This is a genomic window from Lactobacillus equicursoris DSM 19284 = JCM 14600 = CIP 110162 (genome assembly GCF_001434815.1).
GTDB classification, from domain to species: domain Bacteria; phylum Bacillota; class Bacilli; order Lactobacillales; family Lactobacillaceae; genus Lactobacillus; species Lactobacillus equicursoris.
Window position 1 is genome coordinate 1 of sequence record NZ_AZDU01000043.1, and the last position, 12,967, is coordinate 12,967.

13 protein-coding genes and 1 pseudogene are annotated in these 12,967 nt (G+C 48.7%); 8 read left to right on the forward strand and 6 right to left on the reverse strand.

The window, feature by feature from the left end:
* Nucleotides 1–393: pseudogene (locus FC20_RS10760) on the reverse strand (hypothetical protein); the annotation flags it as partial.
* A 414-nt stretch (nucleotides 394–807) separates the two neighbouring features.
* Here FC20_RS10760 and FC20_RS07640 point away from each other — a divergent pair.
* From FC20_RS07640 to FC20_RS07655, 4 genes are all read left to right on the forward strand, one after another.
* Entirely contained in the window at nucleotides 808–993 is a 186-nt protein-coding gene (locus FC20_RS07640) for a hypothetical protein (protein ID WP_008461604.1), read from the forward strand.
* Between the two features lie 223 nt (nucleotides 994–1,216).
* Nucleotides 1,217–2,209, forward strand: a complete 993-nt coding sequence (locus FC20_RS07645) for an ABC transporter substrate-binding protein (RefSeq protein ID WP_008461605.1) — start codon at nucleotides 1,217–1,219, stop codon at nucleotides 2,207–2,209.
* Nucleotides 2,210–2,241: 32 nt separating this feature from the next.
* The gene (locus FC20_RS07650) at nucleotides 2,242–3,189 is read left to right on the forward strand and encodes an ABC transporter permease (protein ID WP_008461607.1); all 948 of its coding nucleotides are present in this window, start codon (nucleotides 2,242–2,244) and stop codon (nucleotides 3,187–3,189) included.
* A 2-nt stretch (nucleotides 3,190–3,191) separates the two neighbouring features.
* Nucleotides 3,192–3,986, forward strand: coding sequence for an ABC transporter ATP-binding protein (locus FC20_RS07655; RefSeq protein ID WP_008460063.1), 795 nt, complete (start codon nucleotides 3,192–3,194; stop codon nucleotides 3,984–3,986).
* 293 nt (nucleotides 3,987–4,279) lie between these two features.
* On the opposite strand, the gene FC20_RS07660 is transcribed toward FC20_RS07655, so the two are convergent.
* The 5 genes from FC20_RS07660 to FC20_RS07680 form a co-directional block, all read right to left on the reverse strand.
* Complete coding sequence (locus FC20_RS07660; protein WP_008460065.1) at nucleotides 4,280–5,179, reverse strand: alpha/beta hydrolase; 900 nt, start codon at nucleotides 5,177–5,179, stop codon at nucleotides 4,280–4,282.
* A 99-nt stretch (nucleotides 5,180–5,278) separates the two neighbouring features.
* Nucleotides 5,279–5,557: an AraC family ligand binding domain-containing protein gene (locus FC20_RS07665; RefSeq protein ID WP_008460067.1), complete on the reverse strand. Its 279-nt coding sequence runs from the start codon at nucleotides 5,555–5,557 to the stop codon at nucleotides 5,279–5,281.
* The gene (locus FC20_RS07670) at nucleotides 5,557–6,450 is read right to left on the reverse strand and encodes an ROK family protein (RefSeq protein ID WP_008460068.1); all 894 of its coding nucleotides are present in this window, start codon (nucleotides 6,448–6,450) and stop codon (nucleotides 5,557–5,559) included. The genes FC20_RS07665 and FC20_RS07670 overlap by 1 nt, the downstream gene beginning before the upstream one ends.
* An 86-nt stretch (nucleotides 6,451–6,536) precedes the next feature.
* A complete protein-coding gene (locus FC20_RS07675) occupies nucleotides 6,537–7,979 on the reverse strand; it encodes a glycoside hydrolase family 1 protein (protein WP_056945365.1) in 1,443 nt (480 codons plus the stop codon).
* A gap of 56 nt (nucleotides 7,980–8,035) precedes the next feature.
* A complete protein-coding gene (locus FC20_RS07680) occupies nucleotides 8,036–9,481 on the reverse strand; it encodes a 6-phospho-beta-glucosidase (protein WP_008460406.1) in 1,446 nt (481 codons plus the stop codon).
* A 423-nt stretch (nucleotides 9,482–9,904) separates the two neighbouring features.
* On the opposite strand from FC20_RS07680, the gene FC20_RS07685 reads away from it, so the two are divergent.
* The 4 genes from FC20_RS07685 (at nucleotide 9,905) to celB (ending at nucleotide 12,553) form a co-directional block, all read left to right on the forward strand.
* Complete coding sequence (locus tag FC20_RS07685; protein WP_008460408.1) at nucleotides 9,905–10,222, forward strand: PTS sugar transporter subunit IIB; 318 nt, start codon at nucleotides 9,905–9,907, stop codon at nucleotides 10,220–10,222.
* Between the two features lie 98 nt (nucleotides 10,223–10,320).
* Nucleotides 10,321–10,635, forward strand: a complete 315-nt coding sequence (locus FC20_RS07690) for a PTS lactose/cellobiose transporter subunit IIA (protein ID WP_229772255.1) — start codon at nucleotides 10,321–10,323, stop codon at nucleotides 10,633–10,635.
* A 24-nt stretch (nucleotides 10,636–10,659) separates the two neighbouring features.
* The gene (locus tag FC20_RS07695) at nucleotides 10,660–11,157 is read left to right on the forward strand and encodes a hypothetical protein (RefSeq protein WP_008460411.1); all 498 of its coding nucleotides are present in this window, start codon (nucleotides 10,660–10,662) and stop codon (nucleotides 11,155–11,157) included.
* Nucleotides 11,158–11,194: 37 nt separating this feature from the next.
* Nucleotides 11,195–12,553, forward strand: a complete 1,359-nt coding sequence (celB, locus tag FC20_RS07700; RefSeq protein WP_008460413.1) for a PTS cellobiose transporter subunit IIC — start codon at nucleotides 11,195–11,197, stop codon at nucleotides 12,551–12,553.
* The last annotated feature ends 414 nt before the right edge of the window (nucleotides 12,554–12,967 follow it).

The window sequence follows — 12,967 nt, forward strand, 5'->3', positions numbered from 1 at the left end:
CTTGGTGGTCTTCTTGGCAGCCTTCTTAGCTACCTTCTTGGTTGCTTTCTTAGCCTTTTTAGCAGCCTTCTTGGCTTTCTTAGTAGTCTTCTTGGCTACCTTCTTGGTGTCCTTGGTTGACTTCTTAGTGTCGGTAGTCGTCTTAGTGTCTTCTGCCTTCTTAGTGTCAGTAGCAGTCTTGGCGTCTTCTGCCTTCTTAACGTCAGTAGCAGTCTTGGTGTCTGCTGCTTTCTTAGTGTCAGTAGCAGTCTTGGTGGTGTCAGCTGCCTTGGTAGTTTCGGTGGTCTTAGCAGTGTCAGCAGTAGCAGCTTGAACCACTGGAGTACCAGCAGCGAGTAAACTTACAGCAACAGTAGCTTTACTTAATTCCTTGAATAAACGGTTGTTCTTCATGATCTAGGTTCCTTTCCCTATAAATAATCAATTTTTCTAATTCCTATATTCCACATTATAACGCGCTTTTTAATGAAATAAAGATTAACTTTTAAAAAAATGTGCTATTTTGATGAACTTTTTACACGCTCTTTAAAAATAGCAAAATATTTGAAATGTATTGATAAAATGCTAAAAAGCGACCTGCTTTTACAAAAATATACAAATATCAAAGACGTATCCTATTCGTTAGCAGCTTTTCTATAGGGTGATAATTTTCACAATTTAATCATAAAATTGTTCATCCTGCATGGCAAAGCAAGCCCTCTCAACTATCGCTATCCATTATACAAGCGCTAACTTCTATTACTTACTACCACATCCTAAAATAAGTAGTAAAATATAAGTAACTAAAGAAGTGAGGAGGACACCACTATGCAATTTACCAAGGTATTTGAAGGCACTTTTACCCAAGTTAAAGAAGCCATTGATGAATTCGTATCAAAGGGCGGCCACGTTGACGCCGTGATCACCGACCACACCGGTGAAAAGGTCACTGAAGACCACACCTACGGCTACAAGATGCGCGTGATCGCAATCTGCAGCGAAGAAGAAAGCTAAACTTTTTTCCCTCAGATAACTATTAAAGGACATCGCCACCCGGCGATGTCCTTTTTTGCTAAAAATCTTTGTCAAAGCAATTGACTTTTTATTAAGAGTTCCTTAAAATTAGACACATGAACTATTATTATAAACTCATTAAAATTTCAGTAGCCTCTAGCATCCCTGTCTCCTAAACCAGACAGCCCTGCTAGAGCAAGGCTTGTTTAGTTAGGAGAAAATTATGAAAAAGATTAAAGTGTTAAGCATTATGGCGGCAAGTTTGGCTATGGGAGCGGCCTTGGCCGGCTGTTCATCCTCGACATCATCAACTGGATCCTCATCTTCCTCTAATAAGGTTTACAAGATCGGGATCTTGCAGCTGGTGCAGCACGAGGCACTGGACGCGGCCACCAAGGGCTTCAAGGATGAAGTGACCAAGGAACTGGGCAAGAGCCACGTGAAGTTCGACACCCAAAACGCCCAAGGCGACTCGTCCACGGCAACCACCATCGCCACCAACTTTGCTTCTGAAAAAGAAGACTTGATCTTGGCCAACGCCACTGCTTCTTTGCAAGCAGCTGAATCAGCGACCAAGACCATTCCAATTTTAGGGACGGCGGTTACCAACTACCAAGTAGCCTTGAACCTGAAGAAATTTAACGGAACTGTAGGAGGCAATGTTTCCGGGACTTCAGACTTGGCACCACTTGACAAGCAAGAAAAGATGATCAAGGACTTCGTTCCTAAGGCTAAAAAGCTTGGCATCCTTTACTGCTCAGCTGAGCCTAACTCCAAGTACCAAGCCGAACAAGTGGCCAAGTACGCTAAGAAAGACGGCTTAACCGTTAAGACTTACACTTTCTCTGACACTAACGACGTCAGCTCTGTTACCCAGCAAGCTGCAAGCAACAGCGACGTTATCTACATCCCAACCGACAACACCGCAGCATCCTGCGCTAAGACCATCAACAACGTGGCTTTGAAGGCTAAGACTCCAATCATCGCCGGTGAAGAAGGGATCATGGCCAAGTGCGGCGTGGCTACCCTGTCCATCGACTACTACGGCTTAGGCAAGACCACCGGTAAGATGGCTGTCCAAATTTTAACTGGCAAAAAGAAGATCTCCAAGATGCCAATCCAATACTACGCAAATCCTGTTAAGGAATACAACCCAACCATCTGCAAGAAGCTGGGCATCAAGGTACCAAAGGGCTACAAGGCATTCAAGAACTAGTCCACTAGATTTGTTAGAAAGAAGAGTTTGACATGGGAGCATACCTATCATCACTGAGTTTTGTGGACCTGGCTGGCCGTTTGCCAGCAGCCGCCGCTCAGGGGCTGTTCTGGGGCATCATGGCCTTGGGCGTCTACATTACTTTTAGAATTTTGGACATCGCCGACTTGACAGTCGACGGGACCTTCGCCACTGGCGGGGCCGTGTCCGCGGTCATGATCATGAAGGGGGTCAACCCCTGGGTGACCGTTTTGGTGGCTTTAGTAGCGGGCCTTGCGGCCGGCTTTGTGACTGGCTTTTTACACACCAAGTTCGGCATTCCTGCCATCTTGGCCGGGATCTTGACCCAATATGCCCTCTACTCCATCAACCTGGCTATCATGGACTTTAAGGCCAACACCGCCGTTAGCTCCGCGACGCCCAACTTAGTGATGACGGGTCTGAACGTCAACCAGTCCCTCCTGGTCTGCTTCATCTTGGCCGCCGTCATCATTGCCATCATGTACTGGTTCTTTGGGACCGAGCTTGGCTCAGCCCTCCGGGCAACTGGCGCCAACCAGGAAATGAGCAAGGCTCAAGGGATCAATGTTAACCGCATGAAGGTGGTAGGGCTAGCCATTTCTAACGGCCTGGTTGCCGTAGCAGGCGCCCTGTCCACCCAGTACTCCGGCTTTGCCGACGTTAACGCGGGCCGTGGCTCCATCGTTATCGGCTTAGCCGCCGTCATCATCGGAGAAGTTGTGGGCGAGGCGATTTTTGGCAAAAAGCTTAACTTCGCTGGCCACCTGATCTTTGTCGTAGTCGGCGCGATCATCTACTACCTGGTCTACACCCTGATTTTATGGCTGCAGATGAACCCAAACCTGATGAAGCTGTTCACAGCCATCATCGTCGCCCTCTTCTTGGCGGTACCATACCTGAGAAGCAAGTCCAAGAACTCTTTTGCCAAGGCTGGCAAGCAGTCTAAAAAGGAGGCCTAGCCATGCTGGAACTGAAGAATATCACGAAGACTTTTAATAAAGGGACCATCACGGAAAAGCACGCCTTGAACGGGGTCAACCTGACCTTGGAAGACGGCGACTTCGTCACGGTCATCGGCGGCAACGGTGCCGGCAAGTCCACGACCTTGAACGCCATCGCCGGCGTGTGGCCAGTGGACACGGGTTCGATCATCATCGATGGACAGGACGTCACTGGTTTGCCCGACTTTAAGCGTGCATCCTTGATCGGCCGCGTTTTCCAGGACCCCATGACCGGGACAGCGGCAACTATGCAGATCGACGAAAACCTCGCGCTGGCTGCCCGCCGCGGGAAAAAGCGCGGGCTCAAGTGGGAAGTGACCGCGAAGGAAAGAGAGTTCTACCGGGAAAAGCTGAAGCTGCTGGACCTGGGCTTAGACCAACGCCTCAGCGCCAAGGTTGGTCTTTTGTCAGGTGGGCAGCGTCAGGCTTTGACCTTGCTCATGGCCACTTTGGTCAAGCCAAAGGTGCTTTTGCTCGACGAACACACCGCGGCTCTAGACCCCAAGACGGCCGAAAAGGTGCTGAACGCAACTGACCGGATCGTTGCAGAAGGCCACTTGACCACCTTGATGGTGACCCACAACATGCGGGATGCTATTGAGCACGGGAACCGCCTGATCATGATGAACGAAGGTAAGGTCGTGGTCGATGTTAAGGGCGAAGAAAAGAAGCAGCTGACGGTTGAGAAGCTGCTCCAACTCTTTGAGAAGGCCTCTGGGTCAGAATTTGCTAACGACCAAGCACTTTTAGGATAAAGAAAGCGCCAAGCTCATGTGTGAGCTTGGCGTTTTTGTGTGTTGCAAATCTTTTTTATTAAAAAGGATTAGTTAGTTGAGTCTTTTTTAGGGGACTTTATTAAAAAAGTCGCCGTAGTTGAGTCAATTTTATGCCAATTATTAAAAAACAGCCGGCAGTTGAGTAAAATCGTTTCGGCTTGATTAAAAAGTGGCTGGTGGTTGAGTAAACTTTTTACCGGATTATTAAAAAGCAAGCTTTAGTTGAGTAAAACGGCACAAGCCCCCTTTTTCCCAGATGGCAGGCGAAGGGGTCAGCTTCTATTAAAATGCTTCTTAAAGAATTCCATCTCTTCGTCGTTGCACTGCCGTGCCAGGTCGTCTTTTTGGTTGATCAAGAAGACGTGCGGCTCTGGGTGGTCAGCATCCCCGAAGGACTTTTCCACCACTTCCACGCCCTTGGCCCGCAAAAAGCCATCCAGCCGCACCGCGCAGTCGTGGATGAAGTCCTCATTAGCCGTGCTGATGTAAGTTGGCAAAAAGTCGCTGGTGATGTACTTTTCTACGTTCAGAAGGTCCAGCTTTTCCGGATCGGCCATGACGTCCGGCTTGAAGTAGGCCGCCGTGCCGCCGCCAACCATTCCTGGGTCCAGCATGAAGGTGGCCGGGCTGTTCAAAGCGACCGCTCTAAAGTGGAGGTTTGGCAGTTCATACCCCAGCTTTGCCCGGTAGGCTGGATTGGTCAAGACCACCGTGTACTGCTCAGCCATCTGGCCGCCAGCTGAGTCCCCGATCAAAAAGACGTTGTCCCGGTCCAAGTTATATTCATCGGCGTGGTCGCTGACCCAGTGGACGTATTCGTTCACCTGGTCCAGTTCTTCTGGAAAAGTACTCTCTGGCCCGAGCAAATAGTTGGCATTGACAAAGGCAAAGCCGCGCTTGGCCAGCCCCAGTCCGTAAAACTGGTAAGTTTCCTTGGTGCCGTAAACCCAGCCGCCGCCGTGGATTTGAATGATCACCGGAATCTTGCCGCTCACGCCATTTGGCACGTACAAATCCAGCAGGTTCCACTTCGGGTCTTTCCCGTACTGAATGTCGTTATGCCGGACTACTTCCGGAATTTCGGTTGGCAGGCCAGCATCACGGGCGTCATCGCTCTTCTTCCATTCCGTTCTCATCGTCATCACTGCTTGTAAAACTTCATCTTTCGTCATGGTATCTCTCCTTCCATTTCTATATTCACTCACATTCTAGGCTAAGAAAAAAGATGCCGAAAGTGGTATCTTAGCTAGTTTTTGGCGCTGGTTGATCTTTTAGCACCTCTTTTTAACGTTAGAAGCAACTCTAGCACTTCCACCAAAAGCCGGGTCACCCGGACATTTTTTGACCAGAATCTGCCCGGGCTGCGTCTGAAACTTTTTCCCATTAATCTTGAATTCGTCAATTTGCCCCCGGATAGTGTAAGACAGTTCGATCCCCTCGTGCCAATGGGGTGCAATGGTCGACGGGCCCGTCAGGTCCTTAAAGATATGGACCCAGGCAAAAAGCGGATCCGTGGGAATGACGATTTCGTGGCTAAAATTTTCTGCCATTAGCCTTCAACCTTGAGCAGCAGGTTGTAAAGGGCCCCGTAAATGTTGGCCGTGTTCATAAACTGCGCGCGGACGATCTCCGGAGGGGTCAGGCTCATCTTAACGACTGGAATTTCCTCGCGGATCTCGTTGATCGCCTCCCTGATCCCATCAATCACGGCGTCCTGAGCAGAAATCCCACCGCCAATGGTAATCCGCTTTAAGTCAACCACGGATTGGACATTCAAGATTAGATAGGCCACGTTCTTGCAGTAATTTTTAAAAATCGCTACCGCTTCCGGCTTACCCGCGTTAATGGCGTTAAAAGCGGCCAGTCCATCGGTTGTGTCCTCGTTCCCAATCGCCTGGTTCACCCGTTCAATCATCCCTACAGCTGATCCGTAGGAGCCGACCGTGGCGTCGAAGCCGGTCTTGTCCACATTGAGAATCCCAAAGCTGAGCTCGCCTGCCTGGAAGTGTTCACCGGCCAGCAGCTGCCCGTTCACGATGATCCCGCCGCCCACGCCGGTGCCCAGGACGATGGCCGCCCCATTTTTCACGCCCTGCAGGCTGCCCAGCCAGCTTTCAGCCAGGGCACTGGCCTTGCCGTCGTTAACCACGGCAACTGGCAAGCCGAGCTTTTCATATCTTTTGGCAAAGTCCACCCCGTCTAAAAAGGGCAGAGCCCCGCCAAAGCGGATGGTCGTGTCTTCGATCTTGCCGGGCGCGCAAAAGGCAATCCCGCTTAAGCCATCTGCTTGGAACTTATCAACGATTTGGTCAATTTCTGCCAAAAAGTCATCCAAGTTGTGTTCAGTCTTTACCTTGCCCTTGGCGATCACGTCGACGGATTCGTTCAATTCGGCGTACTTAACGTTAGTGCCGCCGATGTCAATACTGAGGTATTTAGTCATTTTTCGCTCCTTAAAAATCGCTTACATTGACATTCTACTGTTATTTTTAGTTAAAATAAAGCCAAAAATTGACCTCTTTTTGGCAATTACAGCTCTGCCCCATTCGTAGCGATGACCTGCTGGTACCAGGCAAAAGAATCCTTCTTGTAGCGTTTGCCGCTGCCTTTGCCATTATCATCAAGGTCTACGTAAATAAAGCCGTAGCGCTTGCTCATCTGCGAGGTACTGGCGGAAACCAAATCGATTGGCGCCCAAGAAGTGTAGCCCAGCAAATCCACACCGGCTTCGACCGCCTTTTTCATCTCGCTGAGGTGGCCCTTGAAGTAGGCGATCCGATATGGGTCGTGGACTTTACCAGCTTCCAACTTGTCAAAAGTCCCCATCCCGTTTTCTACGACAAACAAAGGCTTTTGGTAGCGGTCGTAGAGTTCAATGAGAGAAATCCGCAGGCCCACCGGGTCCACTGTCCAGCCCCAAGGCGTCGCCTCTAGGTAAGGATTTTTCCCTCCGGTCACAGTGTTGCCCGACGTTATCTCTAATCCTCGCTCATCAGCAGCCGCGGTCATTGACTGGTAGTAGCTAAAGGAGATGAAGTCAACCGGATTTTCCTTGATTATCCGTAGTTCTTCGTCAGTCATCTGGATATCCAGATGCTTTTTGGCAAAATAAGCCAGGATCAGCTTGGGATATTCGCCCTTAGCCTGAACGTCGGCCGGGAAGTAGTTCAGAAGATTTTTATTCAAAGTGGCCAAAACGTCTTCAGGCTTAGGCGTTGCCGGATAAGTCGTGATCTTGGTCAGCATGCAGCCCACCTGGCTGCCCGGAATCAGCTGGTGGGCCAATTTGGTCACTATCGCTGACGCAACGAACTGGTTGTGAAGGGCCTGGTACTCGTCTTCTAGCAGATTTTGGCTTTGGTCAGGGATGATGCCGGCTGAAGTGAAGGGGTGGCGGAGGACGCTGTCGATTTCGTTAAAAGTCAGCCAGTACTTGACCTTAGGAAAAGCCTTAAAACAAGTTTTGGCAAAGCGAACGAAGTAATCAATCACCCGCTTGTCGGCCCAGCCATTGTACTTGACCGCCAAATTCAGCGGCATCTCGTAGTGCGACAGCGTGATCAGGGGCTCGATCCCCTGCTTTTTCAGTTCTGCCAGGACCTTGCGGTAGTAGGCAATCCCAGCTTCATTTGGCTCCGTTTCTTCGCCTGTTGGAAACAGCCGGCTCCAGGCAATGGAGAAGCGGAGCACCTTGAAGCCCAGCTCCCCAAACAAGGCAATGTCCTCTTGGTAGTGGTGGTAGCCGTCAATCCCCCGTCTCTTGGGGTAATTTGTGTCCGTGGGAACCGCCATGGCAGCCTCGATTTCGGCGGTCGTAATCGCCACGTTTTTCTTGTAGTCCTTCACGTCCACGTCTTTTTTATAGCGAGCCACGTCAGCCACGCTCATCCCCTTGCCGTCTTCGTTCCAGGCGCCTTCTACCTGGTTGGCAGCCACTGCGCCGCCCCATAAAAAGTCGTCTCTAAAGCCCATTTTTTGCCTCCTAAAAAGCAAAAGCAGCCTGCACGTGCAAGCTGCTTTTTGCCAGATTAATCCAGGTCTTCGCCGTTTGAAGCGATAACCTTCTTGTACCAGTAGTATGAGTCCTTTGGCTTTCTGGACAGATCGCCTTCACCTTCGTCATTCTTGTTAACGTAGATGAATCCGTAGCGCTTGTCCATTTGACCAGTCCCAGCTGAAACCAGGTCGATTGGCCCCCATGGCAGGTAGCCCATCAGGTCCACGCCATCGATTTCAACAGCCTTTTCCATTTCGCTGATGTGCTTCTTCAGGTAGTCTACCCGGTATGGGTCGTGGATTTCGCCATCTTCAACCTTGTCAAAAGCACCCAGGCCATTTTCAACGATGAAGAGTGGCAGGTGGTAGCGGTCAGTCAGGTGGTTGAGAGACAGCCGGATCCCAGTTGGGTCGATTTCCCAGCCCCAGTCAGAACGTTCCAAGGTTGGGTTAACGGCAACTGCCTTTTCCAGGTCGCTTAATTCGTCTGGCTTCACTTTTTCACTCGAAACCGTGGTGGTTTGGTAGTAAGAAAAGGCCACGTAGTCAACCGTACCTTCTTTTAAGACAACCCGATCTTCGTCGGTGATGTCTGGACGGTAACCGTGCTGCTTGATGTAGGCTTCAACGCCCTTTGGGTATTCGCCAAAGACTTGGACGTCGCTGAAGAAGTCGCGGCGCTGCTCAAACTTGTCGGCCAACAGGGCGTCGTCTGAGCTTGGCGTCAGTGGCCGCACTGGGGAGTAGTTGATCATCAGGCCGATCTTAAAGTTGGGGTTGATCTTGTGACCAATTTTAACCGCCAAGGCACTGGCCACAAATTCGTAGTGGGCAGCTTGGAACATGGCCGCTTCCTTGTCTTCGTCGGTCATGCCGTCTTTAAAGAGGATGCCGGAGTTAGTGGCCATCAAGAAGTCGTTGTTAAAAGCACTCTGGTTGTCAATTTCGTTAAAAGTCATCCAGTACTTAACCTTGTCCTTGTAGCGCTTGAAGCAAACTTCAGCAAAACGGACGAAGAAGTCGATAACCTTGCGGTTGGTAAAGCCTCCATAGTTTTTGGCCAGGTTGAATGGCATTTCAAAGTGGCTCAAGGTAATGACTGGTTCAATGCCATACTTGTGCATTTCGTCAAAAAGGTCATCGTAGAACTTAAGGCCAGCTTCGTTTGGCTCCGCATCGTCCCCATTAGGGAAAATTCTGGTCCAAGCAATGGAAGTTCTAAAGGCCTTAAAGCCCATGCCGGCCAAAAGCTTGATGTCTTCTTTATAGTGGTGGTAGAAGTCGATAGCTTCGTGGTTTGGGTAGTTCTTGCCCGGAATCACGCCGTCGGTAATTTCCCGCGGCTTAGTCGCTGAGCCAACGGTCATGACGTCGGCCACGCTCATCCCCTTGCCGTCAACGTTCCAGGCACCTTCTAATTGGTGGGCAGCCACTGCCCCGCCCCATAAATATCCTTCTGGCATTTTTGCTGAATACATATTTGCCTCCATTATGCAGATAATACTTGCTTTCTTCTTAGCAATCGCTTACAAGCAAAATTATACGGCCCATTGAAAATTTCTGCAAGCTTTTTTCTAAAGTTGGTATTTTTTTCATCTTACAGCCCGCGCACTAGTAGGATTATCTTAACTTTGTTATTTTTGAGCAAAAGCCTACTATATAGAAAAGCGGTCATTATCTGAAACTTTTTCAAAAATCCTATGTAGAATTATTGTCAGTCGATTATTCTACAATTAGCTAAAAAGCTGTCAATTAGTACCATTTCTACTTCTGTGCTTATCTCTATTTTGAAAATATTCTACGCTTTTTTATGAAAAGCGCTTGCATTTTCTTCTACTGAGTTTTAAAATGAAAGCGTCAACCAAAGTTAGAGAGTTGAAAATTTCGGAGGAATAAATATCATGGCTCAAAAAACTATTATGCTCAACTGTGCTGCTGGGATGAGCACCAGCTTACTCGTTAAGAAGATGCAAGAGTCAGCTCAAGCTCAAGGCAAGGACTACGAAATCTTCGCTTGCCCAGCTTCAGAAGCTGACCAAAAGCTTGCTACTGAACAAATCGACTGCGTCTTGCTCGGGCCTCAAGTCAGCTACATGAAGGCCGACTTTGAAAAGAAGCTTGATGGCAAGAACATTCCTTTGGCAGTTATTCCAATGCAAGACTACGGCATGATGAACGGCAAGAAGGTTTTGGAATTAGCTGACAGCTTAATGGCTTAATTTTTAAGAGGAGTAAAGTTATGGCTGAATTAAACGATACTTCAGAAACTTTAAAGCAGGCTGCGGAAAACCAACAAAGTCGGGAAGAAGAAACTTTGATGGCGGCCATGGGCCTGATTGCTAACGGCGGCAACGCCAAGAGCTTGGCCTTTGAAGCCATCCGCGACGCCAAGGTCGGCAAGATTAAGGAAGCTCGGGAAAAGTTGGCAGAAGCTGACAAGTCCCTTTTGGAAGCTCACAATTCCCAAACCAAGATGCTGACCCAAGAAGCTCAAGGCAACCACACTCACGTGACCTTGCTGGTTGTGCACTCACAAGACCACTTGATGAATGCCATCACCTTTAGAGACCTGGCTGGCGAAATGGTTGATCTGTACGAAAAACTGTACGCTGGCGGCACTTTAAAGGCCTAAGAATTTTTACGGTTGGTGATTTAAATGACACACACAAGCAAGATGCAAAAGCCCAACGAGAAGATCAAAAGCATTCGTTACCTCTATTTTTCGCGTTATCTGTTAGTTCACTTTACGGTAGCGGTCATGATGGTCTTTGACTTGTTCTGGCTTTTGGCGGACTTAAACTACAAGGCAACATGGGGGATGGTGCTGAGTTTAGTCTTGTTTATCTTGGCTCTGGTGCCGGAGATTGAGCTGATTCACAAGCTTGATGACCATGACAACCAGGCTCCAAGCACGAAGCGCTTTTTATTCGAGCAAATCGGTGCGAACGTCTTGCTGGGCATCTCACTTTTTACCCCAATCTGTAAAAAAATCTATCCTTTTGCGGCCGATCAAGGCTCAAAGATGGCGATTCTCGCCCTCCTTTTGGCCGGGATTATCTGCTGCGGCTTAGCCTTAAAGCGGCTAGACTCAATTGCTAAGTCCCGCGACCGCTACCTGAAGATTATCGATAATTACAAGAATTATCAACAATAAGCGATTCGTTAGAAATAAGAAAGTAGAGGAGCAAATTATGGCTGATTCAAAAGCCTCCTTTAAAGACAAACTTGCTCAAGGCATTGGTAAGTTTGCCGGATCACGTTTTGTTAGATCCATTATTGACGCCGGCTACGGCGTAATTCCATTCACTATCGTTGGGGCAATCTTCTTGATTTTGACTGTTTTGCCTCAAGCCTTCCCAATTCCGGGCTTTGCAACTTTGTACGCTAACACCCTTGGGAAGTTCTCCACCATGTTCACGGTTGTTTACAACGCCAACATGGGTATCTTGGCCTTGATCTTCGGTGGGACTTTTACCTACTCCTACACTAAGATCTACCAAGCTGAAGAAAAATTGAACGTTAACCCATTGAACGCTGTCTTCATGTTCATGATGGCCATGTTCATCACTGTGCCACAAATGAAGATGGTTAACGGCTCAATCCAATTCGTTCAATCTTTGAAAGCTGACAACATCATCGGCGGCGGGATTGCCGTTTCCGCTTCTGGGATTACGAGAATTGGTTCATCTGGTCTGTTCACCGCCATTGTCATGGGCTGGCTGACTGTTCAAATCTACCGCTTTACCATTAAGCACAACTGGCAAATCAAGATGCCAGACGTTGTTCCAGCTGGGGTTTCCAACTCCTTCAGTTCTCTGATTCCAGGTCTCTGCGTTGCCTTGGTCGTAGTTGTTATCGACTTGATCTTCATCGCCATGGGGACTGACATCTACAACGTCCTTTACATTCCATTCTCCTTCGTTGCCAACATTGCCAACACTTGGTGGGGTGTCCTGATTATCTTCTTCTTAATTCACTTCTTATGGTGGTTCGGTATCCACGGTGCCAACATCATGAGTTCCTTCTACACTCCAATTGCCCTGTCTAACATGGCTGCCAACGTTAAGGGTGCTCACCTCTTCTTTGCTGGTGACCCAGCAAATGCCTTCATTATCTTAGGTGGTTCTGGTGCTACCTTGGGGATGGCCATCTGGCTAGCAACGAGAGCTAAGTCAACTCAATTGAAGGAAATTGGTAAGGTTGAACTGGTTCCTGCCTTCTTCAACATCAACGAGCCATTGCTGTTCGGTTTGCCAATCGTTTATAACGTTAACTTGTTCGTACCATTTATCGGTGCCCCAATGGTCTGCTCCATGACCACTTACGCTGCCTTTGCAATTGGCTTTTTGCCAAAGATTATCGTGCAACAACCTTGGCCAACGCCAGTCGGCCTGGGTGGCTACATTGCTACGGTTTCCTGGAGAGGTGCGGTAGTTGCGATCCTCAACCTGATCATCGCCTTCCTCATCTGGTACCCATTCATCAAGAGATACGACAACAAGCTCTTGAAGCAAGAAGAAGCCCAAAAGGCTGCTGAAGCTAACGCTTAATTTAAATACCCTAGCCAAGTTTGGCTAGGGTATTTTTGTGCTTATGTGGGTGGCGCGGCGAGGCGAGGGCGGCGTAGTGGATGTGGGATTGTCGATGAGCGGCGATGTAGATGTGTCAGCCCAATATGATGTCAACTGGCGTCATTTTATACTGCTTCAGCGTTTACTTGAGATCGTTTTGGGCAATAACTTCCTTTAACTTGATCAATCAGACTATCTCTTCCTGATTTGGACCCCCGAGTTGACTCAACCAAACTCATTTTGCCGTTTTTTCGCCCTCGTTTTGACTCAACCGGGCTGCTTTTTCCCATTTTTCGCCCTCGTTTTGACTCAACCAGGCTGCTTTTTCTAAAAATTTGCCCCCGTTTTGACTCAACCGAACTACTTTTTCCAAAAATTCGCCCCCAAATTGAC